Source organism: Bacillus sp. B15-48 (genome assembly GCF_016879755.1).
Classification (GTDB): Bacteria; Bacillota; Bacilli; order Bacillales; family Cytobacillaceae; genus Mesobacillus_B.
The window spans coordinates 47441-70585 of the sequence record NZ_WOFU01000006.1; the positions used below are offsets into that span (position 1 = coordinate 47441).

Genomic DNA, 23145 nt, shown 5'->3' on the forward strand with positions numbered 1-23145 from the left:
GACCTACTTCCTAAGCGAAGTCGGTCGTTTTTGTTAATGTTTCAAACTGGCGCTTAACACCGGTAACCCAGTGATTATTTAAATTCGTAGGGTCGTTTGCGGCGCCAACTGGAGCGTATTTAGCGCCGATTTGCGAAAGTGTCGTTAAGCCTTTGTCTAAATAGTTTTGCCGAAGATTGCGGGCCATATCAAAAATGCTGTCAGCCACCGAGTCATACGTTTTTAATCCATTTTTCCCCATCATTCCTGCGACATTGAATTTAAAGCGTGCTGCATTAGAACTGCCGTTGCCAGTTTCATGGATAGAAATCGCCGCTAGTAGCGCCGGACTGAGATTGTATTTTTTTCCCGCCTCGACAAACAAATCGCCTTTGTTTTGCAAAACGCCTTTTAATTGAGCATTCAGTTCGTTCGCTTCGGTGCTTGTTGCCTGCAACGAAGAATTGCTTACGTTGAGCGAATCACTTAAAGATGTTTGTGCTGTGTTTATGTTTGGATTTTTTAATAGGTCGATAAGTATTGAATCGGAATTTAGCAAACTAGGAAAAGGACCCATCGGTTGAACAGAGTTTGCTGATGAAAATCGATTAAGATTTGTGTGTTTTGTACTGTCCGCGCGAAGCAATGATTCAGTGAGCATGTTGGCAAACATATTATTGTTCGTCGAACTCGCGGAATTTGTTGAGCTGAAGTTCATAAATGTTTGATTAAGTATGAGTGGAAGGAACCGAACGTCCATTTTAAAACTATCCCTTCAAATGTATTGACAATATTTTATCATTTTTTTTAGAAAATGGGACATAAAAACGAAATGATTGTCGAACTTTATTAATTCCTGTTGTTTCCTGACGAAAAAACAATTATTCTATAACTATAAGATTGAGTGAGTAGGTGACAGATTTTGATTGAATTTACAGGTTTTACAAATAAAGGGTTGAATCTTAAAAATAAAATGGCCCTAAAAGAAAACGATTCTTCAGACGTTTTTGCTGAACTTTTGAAGGGAATTGCAGTAACTGAAGGAATAGATGAGATTCAGCAAATCCCGCTTCTATCATTTCCAGTCGCTCAGCCTTTACTTTCACCGCTTGTAGACGAGAGTTTGCAACAAAACTCACATCTTTCTCATGCTTTTTCTGCGAAAATAGATGATAAAAGGATTGTTATGAAACAACAAGCACCAACACAGCAAGCTCGACAACTCGTTCTTCAAGGAGAGAGTCTAGTACTCGCTCAAATGCCAGAAAAAGCAGTCAACCCATCACCTATTCCTACAATCCAATTGTCGCCACTTCAACAAGAAGTGACAGAGACTTCTATACATAACGAAACTGAACCTTTGAAAAAGCGATCGCCGCTGCCAATTTCTGTTCTTTCAATTCATGAGCAGAAGGGGATGCCGCAACAAAGGGTCCATAATGATTCTGTGATTCAGCCAGAGTTCGATTCAAATCATGATCTGCTCATAAAAGGGAAAACAGCTGAGCCAGTTCGCACTCAACATGAAAATGGCGGTCTGCACGATCGCGGCGAACATCTACTACCGTTGGTTGGAACGTTGCCGGCTTCTACTCGACAACCGTCTAGCGCTCCATTAATTTTTCAAACAGAATCAGCTGGAAAATTCATTTTTGAAACGCCGGTTCGAGCGACACATGTCGCTGAGGATATTTCTATGCTCGTCCGAACTGCGATTGATGTAAAAACGGTCAAAAATGGAGTGGTGGCGAATTTTACGCTCAGCCCCGAACATTTAGGAACGGTCGATGTGAAGGTGTCGCTTCAAGATGGGAAGATGACGGCTGAGTTTTTAACGAGCACTTTATTAGGAAAAGATTTGTTGGAGTCGCAAGTTCAAGTATTGCGGTCGGCTCTAGAACAACAAGGGTTTCAAGTCGATAAAATTAATATCACTCAGCAGCAGCTTACTATGAACGGGACCTTTTCACAAAGAGGAGATTCGCAGTCTAGGCAAGGACAACATGATTCGAAAAAACGCTCAGACCATTCAGCCTATATTCACGAAGAAGACTATTATGATCACTCAGCTCACGCTGGTGATTCGACGATTAATACAACAGCTTAACGAACAAAAGGGGGGATTTCGTTGACGACGATTCAACCGATTCAAGCATACTCAACCAAGCAGACAACAAGTCAGCTGCCATCAAAGGAATTAGGGAAAGAGCAGTTTTTAAAAGTTTTGGTCGCTCAACTACAGCATCAAGATATGACGCAACCGATGAACGATGGCGAAATGATCACGCAAATGGCACAGTTAAGCGTGCTGGAGCAGTTATCCAATTTAAACTCTTCCATTTCAAGCTTTGTACTTGCTGCTAATGAAAAGGATTTAAGTCAATATTCGGGCATGCTTGAAAAGCAGGTAACCTGGGTTGATCCGCTAACGAATCAATCGGAAACTGGGGTTATCTCAGGGATTTCGCTGAAAAACAATCAAGTATATTTTAAAATCGACGACCAAGAGATTTTATCTAGTGCAATCATTTCAGTTGAACTAAATCAAGAGTAAGGGGAGGGAACGACATATGTTACGTTCATTAAACTCGGGAATTGCTGGACTTAAGGCTTCACAAACAAAATTAGATGTGATTGGGAATAACATTGCAAACGTCAATACAACCGGTTTTAAAAAGGGCCGTGTGCTTTTCGAGGATATTTTTAGTCAAACAGTTAAAGCAGCAACACCTGCTTCTGAAACAACGGGTGGCGTAAATCCGAACCAGATTGGAATTGGCGTAAAAGTAGCAACTGTAGAAAACTTGTTCACACCAGGGAGCCCCACAGTTACGAATAATCCAAGTGATTTGTACATTGATGGAGATGGTTTTTTTACTGTCGAACAAGGGGGGAAAACATTCTTAACAAGAGCTGGGAATTTTACAATAGATAGTATGAACCGTTTAGTAAACTCAAATGGATTAATGCTTTTAGACACAAATCTTGAACAAGTTGTTTTGCCGCCCGGAAGTGTTTCATATTCGATTGACTCAACTGGAGTGATTACAGGGGTCAATCAGGCTGGGGAGAGGTTGATCGGGGTTTATACAAATCAAGCTGGAGACTTAATATCAGTTACTAGTAGGGATTATGAATTAGCTATAGAAGAGGCTGGACCAGGAGTAACTTCAGAAGAGGCAATTGCTTCAGAATTCCCTGGATATAAACAAATTAAAATTGGAATCTCAAATGTTACCAATCCTAGCGGCTTAAGTAAAGCAGGTGGATCTTTGTACGCTGTATCTAATAGTTCTGGTGATTTTGGGATTATTAATGATAACAATAATAACAATGTAAGGCTTCTTACTGGCCATCTCGAAATGTCTAACGTTGACTTATCGGAAGAAATGACAGATATGATTATCGCTCAGCGGTCTTTCCAAGCAAATACGAAAATCATTACAACATCTGATGCAATTTTGGATGAATTGATTAATTTAAAACGATAATGCAATTGATATAAGTATTGTGTAAAAGGGGAAAAGGAGATGTTTTCCTCCCTCTTTTTTGATTAAAGGGTTAAAAAGGGGAAATCGATGATGACAGATACAATTGCCGCTCGTAATGATGGTTCGAGTGGTTCAGCACAGGTGAGAGCCTATGATTTCAAAAAGGCATTGCGGCTTTCCGTTGAGCAAGTACGCGTTTTGACAAAAATCCATGAAAATTTTGCTTATCAGTTCTCTTCGACGATTTCCGCTCAGCTGCGCTCGATTGTTCAAGTAGAAGTTGTTCGTGTTGAGCAAATTTTATATGAAGAGTTTGTTAAGGAGCTACCTTCAAATACGATACTAGGAGTTTTTGGTGCGGGGGCACAAGAGATGCGGATGGTCATGGATTTTAATCCGAAAATGACTTATGCGATGATGGATCGCCTTCTTGGAGGCAGAGGAACGGCAGATGGCTGGGATCGTTTAACATTGACGCCGATTGAAACGAATGTATTGCGCAAATTGATGGAAGGAGTTTCCCAAAACCTGTCAAAAGCATGGGCGGATATTATGCCATTACAGCTTAGAGTGCTAGAGATGGAAACCAATCCTCAGTTTTTGCAATTAGCAGTTCCGACTGAAACAGTAATCAATATCGTCTTTAATGTGACATTAGGAAAAGACGTTGAACGAATGCATCTCTGCATCCCTTATCTTTTACTAGAACCATATATTCCTAAGCTTTCGTCACATATTTGGTATGCAAATGCGCGCGCAGGCAAAAGGAATGATGGCAACGACAATATTCAAGAGAAAATCGAACATTTAACGGTACCGATTTCTGCTGAACTAGGAAGAGCGACGATTTCAATTGAAGAGTTTCTCGGACTCGCTGTCGGCGATGTCATTCAATTAGATCAGTTAGTCGAAGAACCTTTAAGCGTAAAAATTAATGATCAAACGAAATTCCTTGCCTATCCAGGGACGAAGAAATCACGGATGGCTGTGAAAATCGAGAAAGTGCTAGAAGGAGAAGAAAGCAATGAGTGAAAAGGGAAAACTCACCCAAGAGGAAGTAGAAGCCTTGCTTGGCGATGTTGAGCAAGCACCGACAGAAGAAATGTTCCGATTTTCCGAACTTTCGAGCGATGACAGCAAACAAACGGTGGAGCAAGCGATGAATATGCAACTGCTTCTCGATATTCCTTTAGAAATCGTTGTTGAGCTTGGAAGCACGAAAAAGAAAATTAGTGATGTTCTTGAGCTCACAAGCGGATCGATTTTGGATTTGGATAAAATGGCTGGAGAAGCTGTCGATTTATTTGTGAATAAGAAACGGATTGCAAAAGGGGAAGTCGTCGTCGTCGACGAACATTTTGGTGTCCGAATTACCGAAATTCTCCAGTCTCCATTAACGTAAAATGACCCATTTTCATCGCGTAAGCAACAGTTGGAGGAGACGATCATGCTGCAAGCAAAAGAGGCGAAGCTAAAAGAATATGTATTGCTGACAAAAGCGATGTTGACCGCACTAAAAAAAGGGGCCGCTGACGACTTTTATGAATTATTGGACAAGCGTGAAGACTGCATTGCGAGCATGAAAGAACTCGATGAAAAAGCAGGATCAATTCTCATGAATGAAAATATGAAGCTGCAGTTGCAAGAAATGGTTCCGATTGAGAAACAAATCGAAAAATTGCTGCAACAAATGCTGCTTAAACTAAGTCAACAAACACGCCACGCTCAGAACGAAACCTTTCTTACTAAACAATACGAAGACTCGGTGTCTGTTTCTAGGGGTATTTTCTATGATAAGAAAAAATAATTTTTACATCAAAATGAAAAGATTCATCATCTGGAAAAGGAGAAGCTTCAATGTATTCAAATCCGAATGAGATCTATCAAAGAAATCAAGTGACGACCGCTAAGCCTGAGGAGCTAACATTGATGCTTTATAATGGCGCAATTAAATTTCTTCATCAGGCGAAGCAAGCGATTGAAAAAAAGGATTATCAAAAGGCGCATACTGCTATTGTGAAAACGCAAGATATTGTTACAGAGTTAATGGTGACACTAAATATGGACATTAGTCTATCAAACTCGCTATATAACCTTTATGACTTCATGAAGCAGAAACTAGTTGAAGCGAACATCGCGAAAGATTCGCACATGCTTGATGAAGTGGAAAGCATGTTTGTTGAACTACGAAACAGTTGGGCAGAGGCGATAAAGTCACTAAAAAATTCGTGATTGTAAATTAGCAGTACTAAATAACTAGATTATAAATTTAAAAAGAACGAACAGAAGCGAAAAACTCATTTTTTATAGGCGAAAAGATACATTTTACTCTATTACTATAATTTTTTTAGTTTCATAGGTCAAATTTCATGTAGAATAAAATCGGAAGATGTCATAAAAAAGTAAAAATTGTCGAAAATTTGTAAAAAAGTGCGGGTGAGAAGATGAACCAGATTACAAATATAATGGCTCAAGCTTTAGATGCTTCTGCAATGCGCCAAAAAGCGATTTCTAATAATATCGCGAATGCAAATACCCCAAATTATCAACCGAAACGAGTGGAGTTTGAAACGGTTTTTCAAAAAGAGCTGAACAGTACGTTTACCGGAAATCAAACGAATGCGAAGCATCTCGCAATTGGGAAAACGAACAGCACCCCCACTCCCCAACTCATAAAAGAAAATACGTTGATGAGAAATAATGGCAACGGCGTGGACATGGATTATGAAATGACTGAGATGAGCAAAAATGCTTTATGGTACAGCTCATTAACATATGGAATCAATGAAGAATTTAATCTATTGAAAATGTCGATTAGAGGAAGTAGGTAAAATCAATGTCAATCTTTCACTCTCTATCAATAAGTGGCTCAGCTTTGACTGCTTCTAGGCTTAAACTTGATGTCATTTCCTCAAACATCGCGAATGCGAATACGACAAGAGGCGAGTATGTGAACGGCGAATGGGTGCCCTATCGCCGAAAAATGGTTGAAGTCGAGGCAAGGCAGGCAGAATCCTTTCAAAAGCAGCTTAACCAGGAGTTGCAATTTAATGGGGTTAAAGTAAACAGAATTGTCGATGACCCGACCCCTTTCCAAGCGGTGTACGACCCATCTAATCCAGATAGCAACGAGCAAGGCTATGTCATGATGCCGAATGTCGATCTTACGAAGGAAATGGTGGATTTAATGTCCACTTCACGTGCATATGAGGCAAATATTACCGCATTTAACGCTGGAAAATCGATGATGGAAAAAGCGTTAACGATCGGAAAATAAGCAGGGGGTTGAAAAATGGAAATAGCAGGAATTCAAGGCCTTAAACAAAGCGTGCCGACGGCAGTAAATAACCGCCAGAACACGACTGAATCGGCTTCCTTTGATAAGATGCTGAATCATTATATGAAGGAAGCGGACGGAGCCGTTAAAGAGTTTGAAACAAAATCTTTGGCGCTCGCAAAAGGAGAAGCCATCGATTTACATGATGTAACGATTGCTGCACAAAAGGCGAATATTGCTGTTCAACTAACAACACATGTCCGTGATAAAGCAGTTGAGGCTTATCAAGAAATTATGAGAATGCAAGTGTAATAGAAAGTATACAAAGGAAACTGTGGAGAGATTATGAACGAGCACATACAGGAATTCACCGGAAAATATAAAGAATATTGGCGGTCAATTAGCAAGAAGAACAAAATTTTATATGTGGGACTGTTTATTCTCGTTGTGGTCGCGTTGTCTCTTACGATTTATTTTGTATCAAAACCAACGTATGTGCCGCTTTTTAACAACGAGTTAAGCCAACAGGAAATCGGTGAAATTAAGGCAGAACTCGATCGAAGTGGCTTTAGTGATTATAAGTTGGAAAACAATGGTACAAAGATAACGGTACCCGAGGAAAAAGCAGCGGATTTACTCGTCACGCTTGCCGCAACGGGGCTTCCGAAGACAGGGACAATCAGTCTATCAGAAATGACGAAGGATTTACAGTTTGGTGCGACCAATCGCCAACTGGACGCGATGGAAAAGGAAGTGCTCCAAAACCAAGTCGCAAATTTATTGACTCATGTGAATGGAGTGAAACATGCCCAAGTCCTTGTTTCCACTCCAGAGGAGAGCTTATTTGTTCGTCCGGATGAAAAGAAACAAGCAACGGCATCAGTCGTCGTTGAGCTTGAGCCTGGCGTATCATTAGACCCAAAGCAAATTCAAACCCTTTATCATCTCGTTTCAAAAGGTGTTCCTGAGCTGCCGAAAGAGAATATCGTGATGACCGATCAGTATGGAAAAGGATTGGATGATACTTCACAGCAGGCGTTAATCTCCGATGTATATGAACAGCAGCGGAAGATTCAGCGGGATGTAGAGTTAGATATTCAAAGAAGCCTTCAGCAATTGTTAGGAACGATTATGGGTCATGATAAAGTACTTGTACAGGCATTTGTCCGCTTGAATTTTGATCAAGTGACGACACAGCAGAACCTGGTGGAACCAGTGAATGATGATACAAATGAAGGAATCGTCATTAGTGCGGAAGAGATTTCGAAAACATACAGCGGAACCGATAACGGCGGTATCGATGGCAGCGGAAGTACAGATATTCCGGGCTATGCTGCTGAAGGGGTGTCGGAAAGCAACTCCGAAGAGCTCGAAAGTCGCGTCAATTATGAAGTCAATCGGGTCACAAGAGACATTGTCCAAAGTCCATATAAAATTGAGGACTTAACTATCAATGTTGGCGTGGAACCGCCGAATCCAGCGACCCCGAACACATTAACAGATGAAACATTGACACAAATTCAGCAGATTGTTTCTAATGTTGTCCGAACGGCATTAAGCGGCAATCCGGAAGTAACCGAAGAAAACGTTGCTTCACGAATTACCGTGTTTCCACGCGAATTTAGCGGCAAAACACAGGAGCCGATTCAGATTGAAGAGCAAAATCAAATTCCGTGGTGGATTTATGCTGTGGCCGCCGCTGGTGCTATCTTCCTCATTGTTGCGATCGCGATTATTTCGCGACGCCGTAAAAAGGCTGAGGCAGAAGAGGATGAGGCAGACCATCTGCTTAATCCAGCGTTTGCAAATTTAATCAATAAAGATAAACCGATTGATGTCGATGACGAAGAAAAAGTGGCGATTAAAAAGCAGATTGAACAAATGGCCCAACAGCAACCGGAAGTATTTGTCGGACTGCTGAGAAATTGGCTGACAAAGGACTAATTGTAAAAGCGAGTGAGAAGATGGAGACATATACAAATATACAGAAAGCAGCCATCTTACTGCTTTCATTAGGACCCGATGCTTCGGTAAATGTCATGAAACATTTGGATGAAAAAGAAATCGAATTGGTCACGAGAGAGATTGCGAATTTGCGTCGAGTCACTTCTGATGTGAAGGAGAAGATCATTATGGAGTTCCATGACTTGGCGGTTGCTTCCCATGTCGTTTCCTACGGAGGGGTTTCTGCGGCGCAGGAGTTTTTACGCCGCTCATTTGGAGAAGACAAAGCGTCGGATTTCCTTGAACGTCTAAAAAAAGAAGAAAATAATGCTATCGTTCCTTTTCAATTTGTGCAAAAGGTGGAGCCAATTCAAATTTTTAATTTGCTTCAGTATGAAAATGCCCAGACGATTGCGCTTGTTCTCTCGTATATCGATTCTGAAAAAGCGGCAGATATTTTGTCTTCGTTTGCACCAGAAAGGCAGCTAGAAATTGCTCGCCGCATTGCGATGATGGATACTGCTTCGCCTGAATTCATTCAACAAGTCGAACAGGTGTTAAATGAAAAGCTTTCGATGACGAGTTCACAACAACATGATGTCCAAAATGGTGTTGATTCGATTGTCAACATTTTGAATAGTGTCGACCGGGGCACCGAAAAGAATATTTTAGATAAGCTGCAAGATAGCGATCCAGAACTAGCTGATGAAATTAAACAGCGCATGTTTGTCTTTGACGATATTGCCAACTTAGATAATCGTTCGATTCAGCGGATTTTGATGGAAGTACCAAATCAAGATTTGCCGCTTGCGCTGGCAATGGCTAACTCAGAGGTGAAGGATGCGATCTTCCGCAACATCTCGAAACGTCGTCAGGAAGCGCTCGAAGAGGAGATGGCATTAAATGAACAAGTTCCGATTAAAGAGGTCGAGGAAGCACAAACACGTGTTGTTAATACGGTCAGAAAATTGGAAGTAGAGGGCGCTATTATCATTTCACGGAATGGGGAGATGAATCGTGGCATCCAGACTGGTTAAATCGTATAACGTTGTCGCTGACAATCAATTACAAATGATTCGCTTCCCTGTGTTTGAACCGCCAGCGGTAGAGGTGGAAACAAATGAGATTGAGGGCGAACAGCAAGTGAGTCTCGCTCAACTAAACCTTGAGCATGAACAAGCTCTTATGGAGGAACGAGAACAGGCTAGAAATGAGCTAGAAGCTTGGAAAAAAAGCGAACAAGAGCAATTCATGGTGCAATTGGAAGAAGAAAAAAGGCGTGGTTATCAGGAAGCATATGAGATTGGGATTGAAGAAGGGAGAGATCATGGCCTTGAACAATATAGAGAACAAATCGTTCAAGCTAGAAACCTTCTTGAGGCGGCATATGAGGAAAAAAACCGCGTCATTCAGGAGGCAGAGCCCTTTGTTATTGAGTTAAGCATGGAAATTGCCAAGAAAATTATCCAGCAGGAATTGAAAACACATGAAGAATCGCTGCTTCCGATGATTAAGGAATCTCTTTCATCTGTCTATGAGTCTTCTTCTTTATCCATTCATGTCGCACCAGATGATTACCAATTTGTTCAAAAGCAAAGACCGCATCTATTGGGAGTCGTCAACGGGAAAGTGGAAGTGAAAATTCTTCCGGATTATTCGATACAACATGGGGGCTGCATGATTCACACTTCTTCCGGGAGCGTGGATGCCCGAATTGATGTCCAGTTAAGCGAAATTAAAAAGGCTTTACTTGCCTACCAGCAGGAGGAACGAAGTGAGTAAGTGGAATCTTCAACCATATTTGGATGTCCTTGAGAGTGTCAACCCTGTCAAAATGAATGGGAAGGTAAATCAAGTAATTGGCTTAACGATTGAATCACAAGGTCCTGACGTAAAGCTAGGGGATATTTGCCATATTTTTTCTACTCAACAGCAAAATCCGATTAAAGCCGAAGTCGTTGGCTTTCGAAATCATAAAGTATTACTGATGCCCTTAGGTGAACTTCAAGCGATTGCACCAGGTTGCGATGTTGTATCAACTGGGAAGCCGTTGACAGTGAAAGTTGGCATGGATTTATTAGGCCAAGTGTTGGATGGACTCGGGAATCCGATGGATGGAGGCACACTCCCGCTTGGACTTTTGGACGCAAAGGCAGATAATCTCCCTCCGAACCCGTTATTGCGACCGCGAATTGACACACCACTTAGTGTTGGGGTTCGCTCAATCGATGGCTTGTTAACTGTAGGGAAGGGGCAAAGGGTCGGTGTTTTTGCCGGCAGCGGTGTCGGAAAAAGTACGCTTCTTGGGATGATTGCCCGCAATACCGAGGCAGATGTTAATGTCATTGGCTTAATCGGCGAGCGTGGTCGTGAAGTGTTGGATTTTATTGAACGTGATCTTGGAAAAGAAGGGTTAAAAAAATCGGTCGTCGTTGTTGCCACTTCTGATCAACCAGCGTTAATTCGCATTAAAGGCGCGATGATTGCGACGGCAATTGCTGAATTTTTCCGTGATCAAGGAATGAGTGTCAATTTGATGATGGATTCCGTGACGCGGATTGCGACGGCGCAACGTGAGATTGGCTTAGCAATTGGCGAGCCACCAGCAACAAAAGGGTATACGCCATCCGTTTTTGCGCTGCTGCCAAGACTGTTAGAGCGAGCGGGAACAAATGTACACGGAAGCATTACCGCCTTTTACACCGTTTTAGTTGATGGCGATGATATGAATGAACCAATCGCAGATACGGTTCGGGGAATATTGGACGGGCATATCGTGCTCGACCGCAATCTTGCCCGTAAAGGAGTTTATCCAGCGATTGATGTACTATCAAGTGTAAGCCGAGTGATGACAGAGGTTGTAAGCAAGGAACATTTGCTAGCTGCCGAAAAGCTGAAACAGCATATGAGTGTGTATCAAAAAGCAGAAGATTTGATTCAAATCGGCGCCTATAAAAGAGGAACAGATCGCGAAATCGATTCAGCAATCGATGCTAAAAATTGGATTGATCAATTTGTGAAACAAAGCACAACAGAAGCACCGACACTCGAAGTGACGATTGACCAGATAATTCGACAATTTGGAGTGAGATAAACATGAGCTTTCGTTATCAACATAGCAATATTTTAAACTTAAAAGAAAAACAAAAAGATCAAGCTTATTCCGAATACGGGCAAACCGTTAAGAAAAAGGAAGGAATGCTTGAAGAACTCCATACCTATACTCAGGAGCGAGAAGAGCGTTTAAATGTTTGGGAGCAATCGAATCGGTTAACTTCTGTCGTTGAAATTCAACAGCGTTCGCAATATTTACAATCACTCAATTTGAAAATTGCCCGCGCACAAGCCGGATTAGATAAAGTTGAAAAAGCACTTCAGGAAAAACAGCATGATTTTCTCGAAAAGAAAAAAGAAGAGCAAGTTTGGCTTCATTTACGAGATCAATCTTATGAAATGTATCTTCAAAAACAAAAACGGGCTGAACAAGACCGTCTTGATGAAATCGCAACGATTCGTCATTACCATCAACAACTTTCCCGCAAGAACAGCGGTTTAATGAACAATTAACAAAAAAGGGGCAAGGAATGTGAAAGAACGTAAATATGAATCGCCTGGAGCGGTTCAACCTGTGCAGTTTTCTCCGATTGTTGAACAGCCAGTCGTTGCTCCGGAAAAACAGCAATTGGAAACGCTAGGAGATGTAACTCTACGCGTATCATTTGAATTAGGGCGAACAGAAAAAAAAGTTCGTGACATTCTCGAGTTAAAGCAAGGTTCTGTGCTGCGCTTAAACAAACTTGCTGGCGAGAGTGTCGATGTGCTAGCAAATGATCAATCGATTGCGCTCGGAGAACTTGTTGTCCTCGATGAGAAATTCTCCGTCCGGATTACCGAAATTCTTTCTAAGAAGGAAAGGGAAAGGAAATTAACGTGAGCAAGGGTAACGATGTGAATCATAGACAAAGCTTGGTGTTCTCATTGCTTCTCTGTATGTTGGTTCTCCTTCTTCCGGTTTCGGCAGCAGAAGCAAACGAAAGTACGGTTTATGATCAATTTCAAAAATCAGCGACAGAACAACAAGAAGATACTGAGTCAACCTCAAGTTTAATGGAACCTTCACAACAGTCGATGGGGAAATATGTCTTCCAATTCTTCGGAGCGTTTGCAATCATCATTGCCCTCCTCTATTTTGTTTTACGATTTGTCTCGAAACAGTCAAAGCTAATGAATCGCAGCGGGAGTATGTTCCATGCGCTAGGTGGACATTCCCTTGGAAATCAGCGTTCTGTGCAACTTTTAATGGTCGGAGAGACGCTTTATATTCTTGGTGTTGGCGATAGTGTGACGCTCATCCGGACGATTCCGCCAGGAGAAGAACAAACAAAGATCCTTGAAACGGTCGCAGTGACCCGTCAGGAGACAGAGGGAAAATGGAATTTGAACTTTGATCGCTTCAAACGAAAAACAAAGCAGGAAAAATGGGACGACCATCTCATCGAGCAATTGCAGGAGATCCAATCCACAAACGCTCACAATAAAGATGCAACATGAAAATGGGGGCGATGGGACTGAGTAAAGCAATTCTTCTGACGCCTTTCTTCTTTTTTTCTTTCAATTACCGGTTTCCGCTGCATTGAATATGCCAGGCGTCGAAATTAATTTTGGCGACACGGGAACAGAGGGCTCATCGACAGCGATCATGTTGATTATGTTGTTGACAATCTTATCGATTGCACCGAGCATCTTGTTATTAATGACCTCTTTTTTGAGGATTGCAATCGTGCTCTCATTTGTTCGTTTAGCGCTTGGAACGCAGCAAATGCCGCCGACGCAAGTCATTATGGGGCTAAGCCTCATTCTCACGTTTTTCATTATGGGTCCAACCTTTCAAGAGGTAAATACACAGGCACTTCAACCCTACTTAAATGGCGAAATCGATCAACAGGAGGCATTGGAAACCGCCAGTTTGCCGATGAAAGAATTTATGACAAAGCAAACGCATGAAAAAGATTTAAAATTATTTTTGGATTATAGCAATACAACAGCAATCGAAACGATCGAAGATATCCCGCTCACAGCACTTGTGCCCGCCTTTGCCATTAGCGAAATAAAAAAGGCATTCCAAATGGGCTTTTTAATCTTCGTTCCGTTCATCATGATCGATATGATTGTTGCCAGTATTTTGATGGCCATGGGGATGATGATGCTTCCGCCATCGCTTATTTCTTTACCGTTCAAAATTCTCTTATTTATCTTGGCTGACGGATGGCATTTAGTTGTCGAGTCATTATTCGTAAGTTTTAACTGAGGAAGTGTGATCAATGACACCAGAAAGTATTATGGGATTGGCGCAAAGTTCGATTTCCACGCTTTTGCTCGTGTTGGTGCCGGTTTTAGGGATCGTTTTAGTCGTCGGGCTTACAGTCAGTATCTTTCAAACGGTTACCCAAATTCAAGAACAAACACTCGCATTTGCTCCGAAAATTATTGCCGTATTTGTTAGTTTACTGTTTTTAGGGCCTTGGATGTTGTCGCATTTATTGAACTTTACGACGAATATTTTTGCAAATCTTGCTAGTTTTATAGGGTAAGAAATGCAATTCATTGAGAATTTACCAATCTTTTTACTCGTATTTGTTCGTCTAACAGGCTTTTTCCTTTCGGCGCCAATTTGGGCCAACCGGCAAATACCTGGGCCATTTAAATGGGGTTTCTCTTTCTTTATTGCCCTGCTCGTTTTTGGACTTATTGATTTTAACGACAATGTTGTCATCGATGGAAATTATATTTTTCTCGTTTTTAAAGAAGCATTCGTTGGATTATGTTTAGGTTTTTTTGCCGGGATTTTGCTGTATGCTGTCCAGCTAGCCGGAAGCTTTGTCGACTTGCAGAGCGGTCTAGGAATGGCGACCTTATTTGATCCGCAGACAGGAGTGCAAGAGCCCCTTACTGGCCGTTTCTTTTATATGTTAACGATGCTGTTTTTCCTAACAGTTGATGGGCATCATCTGTTAATTCATGGGATCATGGCTAGCTATGATTGGATTCCTGTCGATACATGGATCCCAGAGTATGCATCTGGAAATCTCGTTGTGCTTGGCTTGGATCTTTTGAAGGAAATGTTTTGGCTGGCGTTTTTAATAGCTGTGCCGATTGCGGGCTCGTTATTTTTAGTCGATATTGCTTTAGGAATTCTAACGAAAACTGCGCCACAAATGAATTTATTCGTCGTTGGGATACCTATAAAAATGATTGTGCATTTCTTTGTGCTCTTTGCATTTTTACCAGGCTTTTTTTATGTATTAGGAAAGCTGATTTCTTCAATGGTTCATTCGTTTAGCCAAATATTGCGAATCCTAGGCTCGTAAAGGACGGAACATCATGTATCTTTCATTAGATTTACAACTTTTTGCCGGAGAAAAAACGGAAAAAGCGACCCCATTAAAGAAACGGGAAGCGAGAAAAAAGGGACAAGTCGCGAAAAGTACCGATTTGACGAATGCGATTGTGCTTTTAGCTTCCTTTTCTATGCTTCTCATTATGGGAGAGCAGACGGTGACACGCTTAGTGAATTTATTTCGCAACGGCTTTTCGAATTTGCTGCTTGTCGAGCTGACAGAAGAATCGACGCCAATTCTATTTTTTGAGCTGCTAAAAGAGGCAATCTGGATTACCGTGCCATTTATCCTTGCGGCTGGGATAGCTGCAATAGCCGCACTTTTGTCTCAAGTAGGTTTTCTCGTTTCAACTGAAGCGCTGAAACTTGATTTAAAAAGGCTTGATCCGATTAAAGGAGCGAAAAAGATTTTTTCACTGCGGTCTCTCGTTGAGTTTATTAAATCAATTCTTAAAGTTATTGTCATTGGCGTGATTACCGGCTTGATGATTTGGAATCAGCGAGGGATTTTCGCGCAGTTTTCACAAATGGATTTATACAATATTGTTACATATCTTGGCTCATTGATGGTGAAGCTGGGGGTCATTATTTCTGCCGTTTATCTCGTCATTGGCGTTGGCGACTTTCTCTATCAAAGGTTTGATCATGGAAAACAGCTGAGGATGTCAAAGCACGATATAAAGGACGAGTATAAGAAGACAGAAGGGGATCCGCTCATTAAACAAAGAATGAAGGAGAAACAACAGCAAGCTTCACGGGCTCGGATGATGGCCGAAGTCCCGAATGCGCAAGTACTCGTTACAAATCCAACCCACTTTGCTGTAGCGATAGCCTATGAACCAGGGGAAATGAGCGTTCCTGTTGTCGTCGCAAAGGGTGCCGATTTTCTCGCTTTAAAAATGAGAGAAGTTGCAAAGGAACATGATGTTGTCATTATGGAAAATAAGACATTAGCAAGGGCTTTATATGCAAGTGTTGAGGCAGGGCAAGAAATTCCTGAAGATTTATTTAAAGTAGTTGCCGAAATTTTAGCTTATGTGTATCGCGTGAAAGGAACGCTGAACAAGCAAGGGGGGAGAAAGAATGAAGCTTAGAAATTTTGTTGTCTTGATGGCCGTCATCATGATTGTGATTATGATGGTAATCCCAATGCCAACGTTTATGCTTGATATCCTCCTGATTATTAATTTATCTTTGTCGATTTTAATTATTTTAATTGCCATGAATATGAAAGAGGCGCTTGATTTCTCGATTTTCCCTTCGCTCCTCCTATTAACAACGCTTTTTCGACTCTCGTTAAATGTATCAAGTACCCGGACGATTCTCGCGAATGCTGAAGCAGGAAATGTAATTGAAACGTTTGGGAGCTTCGTAATCGGCAGCAATGCGGTCGTTGGTTTTATCGTTTTCTTAATCCTTGTGATTATTCAATTTATCGTTATTACAAAGGGGTCGGAGCGGGTGGCTGAAGTTGCAGCTCGCTTTACGCTTGATGCAATGCCAGGAAAGCAGATGAGCATTGATGCCGATTTAAATGCTGGCATTATTAGTGAAAACGATGCACGCATCCGTAGGCAAAAAATTGAAAGTGAAGCCGACTTCTATGGGGCGATGGACGGGGCAAGCAAGTTCGTTAAAGGGGATGCGATTGCCGCAATCATCATCCTGATCATTAATGTCATTGGCGGGTTCATCATTGGGATGACGCTCCATGGTATGCCCTTTGCTGAATCATTAAATACCTTCACGCTTCTTTCAGTCGGTGATGGCCTTGTCAGTCAGATTCCGGCGCTGTTAATTTCAACGGCAACGGGAATTGTTGTTACAAGAGCAGGCTCTGATGGGAGTTTAGGCGATGACCTTTCTAGACAAATGCTAGCTTATCCGACGCTTTTGTATATTGTTGGCGGCTGTATCGCAATGCTTGGTCTCGTAACACCAATCAATTTCTTTTTAACATTTACGATCGGTGGATTGTTAGCTTTAGGTGGTTTTCTCATCCAGCAAAGTCGAACGAAAACAGAGGAAGCAGAGGAAAATCGCCAATCGGAAAAAGACCTTGAAGAGGTACGCAAACCAGAAAATGTCTTCAATTTGCTGCGCGAAGATCCGATTGAATTTGAATTTGGTATCGGTTTAATTTCGTTAGCGGACACAGCTCAAGGCGGAGATTTACTCGATCGAGTGGTGGCAATTCGCCGCCAGATTGCGATGGATATCGGGCTGGTCATTCCAGTGATTCGCATTCGCGATAATATTCAGTTACGACCGAATGAATACCAAATCAAAATAAAAGGAAACGAAGTCGCCACCGGTGAAATTCTCCTTGACCATTTCCTGATGTTAAACCCTGGCAATGAGGAGCATGGAATCGAAGGAATTGAAACGACTGAACCGACCTTTGGACTTCCCGCCCTATGGATCAATGGCGAGATGAAGGATCAAGCAGAATTATTTGGTTACACTGTTGTGGACCCTTCCTCTGTCATCAGCACGCACCTTTCGGAAACGATTCGAAAATACGCGCATGAAATTTTAGGAAGAGAAGAAACGAAGCAATTAATTGATCATGTAAAAGAAGGCTATCCTTCTTTAGTGGAAGAGCTTGTGCCGCAAACCTTGTCTGTTGGTGATATCCAAAAAGTTTTACAGAAGCTTTTGAAAGAGCATGTATCGATTCGCAGTCTTTCTTCGATATTTGAAGCACTTGCTGATTATGCAACGTACACGAAAAATCCTGAGATTTTAACTGAGTATGTCCGGCAGGCGCTCTCAAGACAATTGACTTCTCAATACGCACAGGATGGCGTTATCCATGCCGTTCTTGTCGGAGCAGACATCGAGAAGCAGATCGCCGATTCCATTCAGCGAACAGAACAGGGAGATTTGTTGGCCATCGATCCTGAATCAAGCCAGAAAATTCTTCATTCTTTCACCGAGAAGGTCGAGCAAACAGCGCAATTAGGCGTTCGACCGATTATTCTCGCCTCAGCAGGAATTCGAATGTATGTCCGACAAATGACCGAACAAGCACTAACGGATATTCCGATTCTTTCTTACAATGAACTTGAAACAAATGTAGACGTACAAAATGTTGGAGTTGTGAATCTATGAAAATAAAAACATATGTTGTTGACAATCTAGCAGAAGCGTATCCGTTAATTTTTCGTGACCTTGGAAAAGAAGCGATTATTTTAAAATCAAAACCAACGAAAGCTCCTGGTTTTTTCGGAGTGTTTCGGCGGCGGAAATTAGAAGTTGTTGCGGCAGCCGAATTGTCAGAGCAAGCTCAAGTCTCTCCCACGGCAGTCGATATGTCAGCATCTGTCGCTGCCAATCCGCTAATAAACGAGGGGAATCAAGCTGAACACCTTTCGAGCACAAACGCATCTCAAGACGTATTGTTAAAAGAATTGGCAGAGATGAAAGGGCTCATTCAATCGATGACGAAAGCTTCGGTGCAGTCTCAAACCATTCCAAAACCGTTAGAAGGATGGGTGGCCCATTTACGGGACCAAGAAGTCGATGAAGAAGTGATTCAATTTATTGTAAAAAAATTCGCAATGGGAAACCAACCGGTAGAAGAGATGTCTAACGAGGAAGTTCAAGAAACATTGCTCCACATCATTGAGCAGCTTTTTGATGAAGGGATTGCCAAAGAAACCGAACCGAATGCTTCGTTTATTACATTAGTTGGGCCTACAGGGGTCGGGAAAACCACGACGATTGCCAAGCTTGCTGCTGCTCGTGTCCTTCACGGCAAACAGCGCGTCGGTTTATTAACGACCGACACGTATCGGATTGCCGCGGTTGAACAACTGAAAACATACGGGAATATTTTAAATGTCCCTTTAGAAGTTGTCGCTAGTCCGGAAGATTTGCCGGCGGCAACAGAGAATTTGAAAGGATGTAAAGTTTTTTTCATGGATAGTGCCGGCCGAAACTATTTGGAAGAAGGATATGTTCAAGAAATCAGTGATTTTTTAGGATATGATGCCGAGCAGGAAAATTATTTAGTATTAAGTATGACGACTCGGTGGCGTGATATGAAAAAAATCACCGAAAAAATGAAGGCTGTTCCAATTGACAAACTGATTTTAACGAAATGGGATGAAACGACCTGTTATGGCCCGGCTCTTAATATGGTTTACCACTATCCTTATCCATTAACGTATTTATGTACTGGCCAAGGAGTTCCACAAGACATCATCCATGCAAACCCTGCTGAAATGGCAAAAAAATTAGTAGGGGTGGAAAGATGAAATTGGATCAAGCGCATCTGTTAAGGCAATTAACGAAAGCCATTCCTAACAAAGGGCCTAAGATAACTAGCAAGTCGAAAACGACGAGGGTTGTCACGATTGCTAGTGGGAAAGGTGGGGTTGGAAAATCCAATTTTGCGATTAATTTTGCCCTATCCTTGTCTGCCCTTGGGAAGAAGGTTGTTTTGATCGATTTAGATATTGGCATGGCCAATATAGACATTTTAATGGGCATGAACTCTAAATATCACTTATTGGATATGATTGAGAAACGAAAAAGCATTTGGGACGTTTTGGAGAAAGGGGCAGGTCAATTGGAGTATTTGTCTGGCGGGACGGGCTTTAATCATCTTTTTCAACTCCATGAAGATGAAAGACAATACTTCTTTCACGAATTGGAAAAGCTTCATGGCTATGCGGATATCATTTTAATTGATACGGGTGCAGGATTAACGAAAGAGTCGCAGCAATGTCATCTTTCGGCCGATGAAGTGATCTTGCTTACAACACCAGAACCAACTTCAATCTCAGATGCCTATTCTGTTGTGAAAATTTTGCATAGTGAAAATCCAGCAATTTCGTTTCAACTAGTCGTTAATCGGGTGAAACACGCAAAAGAGGGAGTCCAAGTAGCGAGTAAATTTAAAATGGTTGTTCAGTCTTTTTTAGATAAAGAGATTAAAATTTTCGGAGCGATTCCTGATGATTCTCATGTTGTACAGGCTGTATTAAAACAAGTTCCCTTTAGCATCGCTTATCCCCGCTCTGCTGCTGCGGTCATGATGAAAAAATTAGCAGAACGATTTGTCTCCGGGAAAACAGAGGAGATCTCTCCTGGAGGAATGAAAGGCTTTATTCGCAAGTTAACTAGAATCCTTGAATAATGAAACCACACTCTGGAACAAAGGAAAGGGGGATCTTCTTTTGAACGGTTGCAAAGACGAGATGTTCGATCAATATATTCCATTGGTTCAGAAGGTTGTTGCACAAATGAAAAGGAAATTAGCCGATCAAGCCGATGAAAAGGAGCTGTTTTCCTCCGGCTTGTCAGGTTTATGGGAAGCCGCTCAAAACTTTGATTCAACTGAAGGAGTGAAGTTTGAAGTGTATGCTGCGATGCGCATTCGTTATGCAATCATAGATGGCTTGCGGCAAACCGATCATGCATCAAGAACATTGCGCAGCAAGGAAAAAATGGTGCGAAAAGCAATGGAATCATTGGAACAAACGCTGTTGCGGAAACCAACAACAGAAGAAATGAGCAGCTATTTACAAATGGAGCGAAAAGAATATGAACAACTTTTGCTGCAGTTGTCCTTTATTAAACAAGTTTCATTAGACCGACCTGCGGGCGAAGAGGATGAAGGTAACCCTTATTTCCATCAAATTGAGGATTTATCTGTTCGCGGACAGGATGAAATCCTTGAAGAAAAAGAGCAGAAGAAACTATTAGCAGAACTTATTGATGGCTTACCAGAAAGAGAGAAACAAATTCTTTCCCTTATTTATTATGAAAATTTAAGTTTCACTGATGTGAGTAAAATTTTCGAGGTTCATAAATCGCGAATTTCTCAGCTTCATGCGCAGGCAATGAAAAGGCTGCGAGTCGCGGCTGAAAAAAAAGGAATCCGTATTTAATGAAAGGAGGGTGAAGCAGGTGAAAACAAAGAAAATGATTATCGGCTTCACAATCATCCTCGTTTTTTTAATTGCTTGGTCCAGTCCTGAAAAGTTTGAACAAAGCATGTTAAGAACGATCATCAATCGGATTGGCGCATCAGCTTCCACTAATGAGCTGCTTCTAAATAAGATTACCGATCAGACATTCGTTGTTACGGGAATAACGGAGAAAAATGCAGAAGTATCTGTTATAAAAAACGGAAAAAAGTTAGCGACGGTTGTTACCAATGATGGTGGCTCGTTTACGTTTCGGATGCCGTTGCAGCCAGCAAATACGAAATTACAATTTTACGTAAAAAACGAAACGGGTAAAACAGTTGTAACAAAGGAGGTTACAGTAGCAAAGCGAGAACGGACAAAAGAAGCCTTGCTTACAGCTCCGCTTGTGCAACAATTGCCTGAGCTACCACGAGGTTGTGAAGTTACAAGTTTAGCCATGCTCTTACAATATGCCGGTGTTGAAGCGGATAAAATGACGCTGGCGAGAGAAGTGAAACGAGATCCAGCCAAAATGCAGGTCATTGATGGGGAGATTCACTTTGGAAATCCGTATTATGGTTTTGTCGGCGACATGTATTCGTTTGAAAATCCTGGTCTAGGGGTCTTTGTGACGCCGATTGAAGAACTGGGGAACAATTATATGCCGGGGCGAATGGTTAATTTAACAGGGACTTCATTTGATTCGGTATTAAATTATGTCGCGGCTGGACGACCTGTTTGGGTGATTATTACAAGTACATTTGATGTAGTCCCCCAAGCGGAATGGCAGACATGGCAGACTGAACAAGGACCGATTCAGGTGACGAGAAGGCAACATTCAGTACTTGTAACTGGTTACGACAGTCATTACATCTATTTTAATGACCCACTTGATACAGAAGTAAATAAAAAGGTCCCAAAAGAAAATTTTATTAAAGGTTGGGAGCAATACGGTCAACAAGCCCTCAGCTATTTTTAAGCAAAATTCTGAAAAAAAGTGTTTAAAATTGTCGTTTCCCTATATAATGGAGGTGAATTAATAGGGGAGGGGATAGGTTTGTACATGGAGTGTAGAACAGATTCAGTGAAGGTGAGCATCGAGGGGAAAGTTGCAACAGTCGAATTGAATCGCCCTAAGTCTTTAAATGCGTTGGATGTGGAAACAATAAGGGGTCTTGCTTGGAATTTAAAAGAGTTATGCAATGACGATGAAGTAGAGATTGTTATACTTACTGGTGCTGGACGAGCTTTTTCGGCTGGTGGCGATATTAAAACGATGCTCTTGGAAACAAATGAAAACGATTTCCCAGTAGTGATGGATTGTGTGAACGAGTTGGCAACAACGCTTTATAGCATGCCGAAAATGACCATCAGCGCCGTGAAGGGTGCAGCGGTTGGCCTCGGCTTTAGTCTCGCACTTGCCACCGATTATATTATCGCGGAACAAGATAGCAAGCTAGCGATGAATTTTATAAATATTGGCCTTATTCCTGATGGGGGTGGCCACTTTTTTATGAGGCAAAGGGTTGGTGAAACGAAGGCCAAGCATTTGATTTGGGAAGGCAAGACGTTGTCAGCAAATGAGGCGCTCGAACTTGGGCTCATTGATGAAATCGCTACCGGAGAGTTGAGTGAGTCGGTTAAGAAAAAAGTGAATGACTGGAAAGACAAACCACTTCAGGCCATGATAAAAACAAAGAAGATCTATGCAGAAGAAAACCGTGTATCTTTATTAAAGTTCCTTGAGCTTGAAAAAATTGCTCAAACGAAAATGCGGCAGACAGATGATCATAAAGAGGGAATTCAAGCATTCATTGAAAAACGCCCGCCAAAGTTTATCGGAAAGTAAGAGTCATAGATAGAGAAGCAAAGAGAGTGGCCTCTTTGCTTCTTTCTTTCATTTAAGATTGATATAATACTAGTTTCCCCTGTGGCGAGGTGCACCGATATGTGCTTTCTTGCAGCTGTTTTTCCTCAAGTAGTTGGCTGCCTACTTCTATCGCTTCTTCATCACTGCCTGCTTGAATATTTTCATCTAATACTTTCTCTCCATTAGGCTTAAAGGCTGTTAATTTATAAATTCCCATTGGTCAAACCCCTTTGTTCGTCAGATTGTTGTTTTCATCTATTTTACAT

General features: G+C 41.7%; 29 protein-coding genes. 27 read left to right on the plus strand and 2 right to left on the minus strand.

The features are described from left to right. Positions 1 to 10: 10 nt before the first annotated feature. A complete protein-coding gene (locus tag GNT69_RS17885) occupies positions 11 to 739 on the minus strand; it encodes a glucosaminidase domain-containing protein (protein ID WP_203556355.1) in 729 nt (242 codons plus the stop codon). Positions 740 to 901: 162 nt separating this feature from the next. On the opposite strand from GNT69_RS17885, the gene GNT69_RS17890 reads away from it, so the two are divergent. The 27 genes from GNT69_RS17890 to GNT69_RS18020 all read left to right on the plus strand — a co-directional run bounded on the left by GNT69_RS17890 (position 902) and on the right by GNT69_RS18020 (position 22858). Then, on the plus strand, positions 902 to 2086 hold the full coding sequence (locus GNT69_RS17890) for a flagellar hook-length control protein FliK (protein ID WP_203556356.1): 1185 nt from the start codon (positions 902 to 904) through the stop codon (positions 2084 to 2086). A gap of 21 nt (positions 2087 to 2107) precedes the next feature. Then, positions 2108 to 2533 (plus strand): flagellar hook capping FlgD N-terminal domain-containing protein, encoded by a 426-nt coding sequence (locus tag GNT69_RS17895; RefSeq protein WP_203556357.1) that lies wholly within the window; start codon positions 2108 to 2110, stop codon positions 2531 to 2533. 16 nt (positions 2534 to 2549) lie between these two features. Continuing rightward, the gene (locus GNT69_RS17900) at positions 2550 to 3470 is read left to right on the plus strand and encodes a flagellar hook-basal body complex protein (RefSeq protein ID WP_203556358.1); all 921 of its coding nucleotides are present in this window, start codon (positions 2550 to 2552) and stop codon (positions 3468 to 3470) included. Between the two features lie 87 nt (positions 3471 to 3557). Beyond that, complete coding sequence (gene fliM / locus GNT69_RS17905) at positions 3558 to 4502, plus strand: flagellar motor switch protein FliM (protein WP_203556359.1); 945 nt, start codon at positions 3558 to 3560, stop codon at positions 4500 to 4502. Beyond that, complete coding sequence (gene fliN / locus GNT69_RS17910) at positions 4495 to 4872, plus strand: flagellar motor switch protein FliN (protein WP_203556360.1); 378 nt, start codon at positions 4495 to 4497, stop codon at positions 4870 to 4872. The genes fliM and fliN (GNT69_RS17910) overlap by 8 nt, the downstream gene beginning before the upstream one ends. 45 nt (positions 4873 to 4917) lie before the next feature. Further along, a complete protein-coding gene (gene fliT, locus GNT69_RS17915; protein WP_203556361.1) occupies positions 4918 to 5277 on the plus strand; it encodes a flagellar protein FliT in 360 nt (119 codons plus the stop codon). A gap of 50 nt (positions 5278 to 5327) precedes the next feature. Further along, positions 5328 to 5702: a flagellar export chaperone FliS gene (gene fliS, locus GNT69_RS17920; protein ID WP_203556362.1), complete on the plus strand. Its 375-nt coding sequence runs from the start codon at positions 5328 to 5330 to the stop codon at positions 5700 to 5702. A 212-nt stretch (positions 5703 to 5914) separates the two neighbouring features. Next, positions 5915 to 6301, plus strand: a complete 387-nt coding sequence (gene flgB, locus GNT69_RS17925) for a flagellar basal body rod protein FlgB (RefSeq protein WP_203556363.1) — start codon at positions 5915 to 5917, stop codon at positions 6299 to 6301. A 5-nt stretch (positions 6302 to 6306) separates the two neighbouring features. Then, positions 6307 to 6747, plus strand: a complete 441-nt coding sequence (gene flgC / locus GNT69_RS17930; protein WP_203556364.1) for a flagellar basal body rod protein FlgC — start codon at positions 6307 to 6309, stop codon at positions 6745 to 6747. Between the two features lie 15 nt (positions 6748 to 6762). Beyond that, the gene (gene fliE, locus GNT69_RS17935) at positions 6763 to 7059 is read left to right on the plus strand and encodes a flagellar hook-basal body complex protein FliE (protein ID WP_203556365.1); all 297 of its coding nucleotides are present in this window, start codon (positions 6763 to 6765) and stop codon (positions 7057 to 7059) included. 33 nt (positions 7060 to 7092) lie between these two features. Continuing rightward, the gene (gene fliF, locus GNT69_RS17940; RefSeq protein ID WP_203556366.1) at positions 7093 to 8691 is read left to right on the plus strand and encodes a flagellar basal-body MS-ring/collar protein FliF; all 1599 of its coding nucleotides are present in this window, start codon (positions 7093 to 7095) and stop codon (positions 8689 to 8691) included. Positions 8692 to 8711: 20 nt separating this feature from the next. Next, complete coding sequence (gene fliG / locus GNT69_RS17945) at positions 8712 to 9728, plus strand: flagellar motor switch protein FliG (protein ID WP_203556367.1); 1017 nt, start codon at positions 8712 to 8714, stop codon at positions 9726 to 9728. Next, positions 9709 to 10473 carry a FliH/SctL family protein gene (locus tag GNT69_RS17950; protein ID WP_203556368.1) on the plus strand — a complete coding sequence of 255 codons (765 nt, stop codon included), beginning with the start codon at positions 9709 to 9711 and terminating at the stop codon, positions 10471 to 10473. The genes fliG and GNT69_RS17950 overlap by 20 nt, the downstream gene beginning before the upstream one ends. Then, entirely contained in the window at positions 10466 to 11785 is a 1320-nt protein-coding gene (fliI, locus tag GNT69_RS17955) for a flagellar protein export ATPase FliI (protein WP_343206520.1), read from the plus strand. The genes GNT69_RS17950 and fliI overlap by 8 nt, the downstream gene beginning before the upstream one ends. Positions 11786 to 11787: 2 nt before the next feature. Next, complete coding sequence (gene fliJ, locus GNT69_RS17960; protein WP_203556369.1) at positions 11788 to 12258, plus strand: flagellar export protein FliJ; 471 nt, start codon at positions 11788 to 11790, stop codon at positions 12256 to 12258. A gap of 19 nt (positions 12259 to 12277) precedes the next feature. Then, positions 12278 to 12625, plus strand: coding sequence for a flagellar motor switch protein FliN (fliN, locus tag GNT69_RS17965; RefSeq protein WP_203556370.1), 348 nt, complete (start codon positions 12278 to 12280; stop codon positions 12623 to 12625). Continuing rightward, positions 12622 to 13242, plus strand: a complete 621-nt coding sequence (locus GNT69_RS25605) for a flagellar biosynthetic protein FliO (RefSeq protein WP_203556371.1) — start codon at positions 12622 to 12624, stop codon at positions 13240 to 13242. The genes fliN (GNT69_RS17965) and GNT69_RS25605 overlap by 4 nt, the downstream gene beginning before the upstream one ends. Before the next feature lie 88 nt (positions 13243 to 13330). Beyond that, complete coding sequence (gene fliP / locus GNT69_RS17975; protein WP_203556591.1) at positions 13331 to 13999, plus strand: flagellar type III secretion system pore protein FliP; 669 nt, start codon at positions 13331 to 13333, stop codon at positions 13997 to 13999. Between the two features lie 13 nt (positions 14000 to 14012). Beyond that, positions 14013 to 14282, plus strand: coding sequence for a flagellar biosynthesis protein FliQ (gene fliQ, locus GNT69_RS17980; protein ID WP_203556372.1), 270 nt, complete (start codon positions 14013 to 14015; stop codon positions 14280 to 14282). A 3-nt stretch (positions 14283 to 14285) separates the two neighbouring features. Continuing rightward, entirely contained in the window at positions 14286 to 15059 is a 774-nt protein-coding gene (gene fliR, locus GNT69_RS17985; protein WP_203556373.1) for a flagellar biosynthetic protein FliR, read from the plus strand. A gap of 13 nt (positions 15060 to 15072) precedes the next feature. Beyond that, the gene (gene flhB / locus GNT69_RS17990) at positions 15073 to 16182 is read left to right on the plus strand and encodes a flagellar biosynthesis protein FlhB (protein ID WP_203556374.1); all 1110 of its coding nucleotides are present in this window, start codon (positions 15073 to 15075) and stop codon (positions 16180 to 16182) included. Then, complete coding sequence (gene flhA, locus GNT69_RS17995; protein WP_203556375.1) at positions 16172 to 18202, plus strand: flagellar biosynthesis protein FlhA; 2031 nt, start codon at positions 16172 to 16174, stop codon at positions 18200 to 18202. Before flhB ends, flhA begins: the two co-directional genes overlap by 11 nt. Next, on the plus strand, positions 18199 to 19350 hold the full coding sequence (flhF, locus tag GNT69_RS18000) for a flagellar biosynthesis GTPase FlhF (protein ID WP_203556376.1): 1152 nt from the start codon (positions 18199 to 18201) through the stop codon (positions 19348 to 19350). Before flhA ends, flhF begins: the two co-directional genes overlap by 4 nt. After that, positions 19347 to 20234, plus strand: a complete 888-nt coding sequence (locus GNT69_RS18005) for a MinD/ParA family protein (RefSeq protein WP_203556377.1) — start codon at positions 19347 to 19349, stop codon at positions 20232 to 20234. The genes flhF and GNT69_RS18005 overlap by 4 nt, the downstream gene beginning before the upstream one ends. Positions 20235 to 20274: 40 nt before the next feature. Beyond that, complete coding sequence (locus tag GNT69_RS18010) at positions 20275 to 20988, plus strand: sigma-70 family RNA polymerase sigma factor (RefSeq protein ID WP_203556378.1); 714 nt, start codon at positions 20275 to 20277, stop codon at positions 20986 to 20988. Between the two features lie 19 nt (positions 20989 to 21007). Continuing rightward, entirely contained in the window at positions 21008 to 21988 is a 981-nt protein-coding gene (locus GNT69_RS18015) for a C39 family peptidase (protein ID WP_203556379.1), read from the plus strand. 84 nt (positions 21989 to 22072) lie between these two features. Continuing rightward, the gene (locus tag GNT69_RS18020) at positions 22073 to 22858 is read left to right on the plus strand and encodes an enoyl-CoA hydratase (RefSeq protein WP_203556380.1); all 786 of its coding nucleotides are present in this window, start codon (positions 22073 to 22075) and stop codon (positions 22856 to 22858) included. Positions 22859 to 22910: 52 nt separating this feature from the next. Here the strand turns inward: GNT69_RS18020 and GNT69_RS18025 are convergent, their stop codons facing one another. Further along, complete coding sequence (locus GNT69_RS18025; RefSeq protein WP_203556381.1) at positions 22911 to 23096, minus strand: YhzD family protein; 186 nt, start codon at positions 23094 to 23096, stop codon at positions 22911 to 22913. Positions 23097 to 23145 lie beyond the last annotated feature (49 nt).

Excerpts from the sequence above, each read along its gene's own strand:
- flgB (WP_203556363.1), top strand. The coding sequence starts at position 5,915 with ATGAACCAGATTACAAATATAATGGCTCAAGCTTTAGATGCTTCTGCA.
- GNT69_RS18005 (WP_203556377.1), top strand. The coding sequence starts at position 19,347 with ATGAAATTGGATCAAGCGCATCTGTTAAGGCAATTAACGAAAGCCATT.
- flgC (WP_203556364.1), top strand. The coding sequence starts at position 6,307 with ATGTCAATCTTTCACTCTCTATCAATAAGTGGCTCAGCTTTGACTGCT.
- flhA (WP_203556375.1), top strand. The coding sequence starts at position 16,172 with ATGAAGCTTAGAAATTTTGTTGTCTTGATGGCCGTCATCATGATTGTG.
- fliM (WP_203556359.1), top strand. The coding sequence starts at position 3,558 with ATGATGACAGATACAATTGCCGCTCGTAATGATGGTTCGAGTGGTTCA.
- GNT69_RS17885 (WP_203556355.1), bottom strand. The coding sequence starts at position 739 with ATGGACGTTCGGTTCCTTCCACTCATACTTAATCAAACATTTATGAAC.
- GNT69_RS18020 (WP_203556380.1), top strand. The coding sequence starts at position 22,073 with ATGGAGTGTAGAACAGATTCAGTGAAGGTGAGCATCGAGGGGAAAGTT.
- flhB (WP_203556374.1), top strand. The coding sequence starts at position 15,073 with ATGTATCTTTCATTAGATTTACAACTTTTTGCCGGAGAAAAAACGGAA.
- fliQ (WP_203556372.1), top strand. The coding sequence starts at position 14,013 with ATGACACCAGAAAGTATTATGGGATTGGCGCAAAGTTCGATTTCCACG.
- fliG (WP_203556367.1), top strand. The coding sequence starts at position 8,712 with ATGGAGACATATACAAATATACAGAAAGCAGCCATCTTACTGCTTTCA.
- GNT69_RS17900 (WP_203556358.1), top strand. The coding sequence starts at position 2,550 with ATGTTACGTTCATTAAACTCGGGAATTGCTGGACTTAAGGCTTCACAA.
- fliP (WP_203556591.1), top strand. The coding sequence starts at position 13,331 with ATGCCAGGCGTCGAAATTAATTTTGGCGACACGGGAACAGAGGGCTCA.
- fliS (WP_203556362.1), top strand. The coding sequence starts at position 5,328 with ATGTATTCAAATCCGAATGAGATCTATCAAAGAAATCAAGTGACGACC.
- fliE (WP_203556365.1), top strand. The coding sequence starts at position 6,763 with ATGGAAATAGCAGGAATTCAAGGCCTTAAACAAAGCGTGCCGACGGCA.
- GNT69_RS18025 (WP_203556381.1), bottom strand. The coding sequence starts at position 23,096 with ATGGGAATTTATAAATTAACAGCCTTTAAGCCTAATGGAGAGAAAGTA.
- fliF (WP_203556366.1), top strand. The coding sequence starts at position 7,093 with ATGAACGAGCACATACAGGAATTCACCGGAAAATATAAAGAATATTGG.
- flhF (WP_203556376.1), top strand. The coding sequence starts at position 18,199 with ATGAAAATAAAAACATATGTTGTTGACAATCTAGCAGAAGCGTATCCG.
- fliN (WP_203556360.1), top strand. The coding sequence starts at position 4,495 with ATGAGTGAAAAGGGAAAACTCACCCAAGAGGAAGTAGAAGCCTTGCTT.
- fliR (WP_203556373.1), top strand. The coding sequence starts at position 14,286 with ATGCAATTCATTGAGAATTTACCAATCTTTTTACTCGTATTTGTTCGT.
- fliT (WP_203556361.1), top strand. The coding sequence starts at position 4,918 with ATGCTGCAAGCAAAAGAGGCGAAGCTAAAAGAATATGTATTGCTGACA.
- fliJ (WP_203556369.1), top strand. The coding sequence starts at position 11,788 with ATGAGCTTTCGTTATCAACATAGCAATATTTTAAACTTAAAAGAAAAA.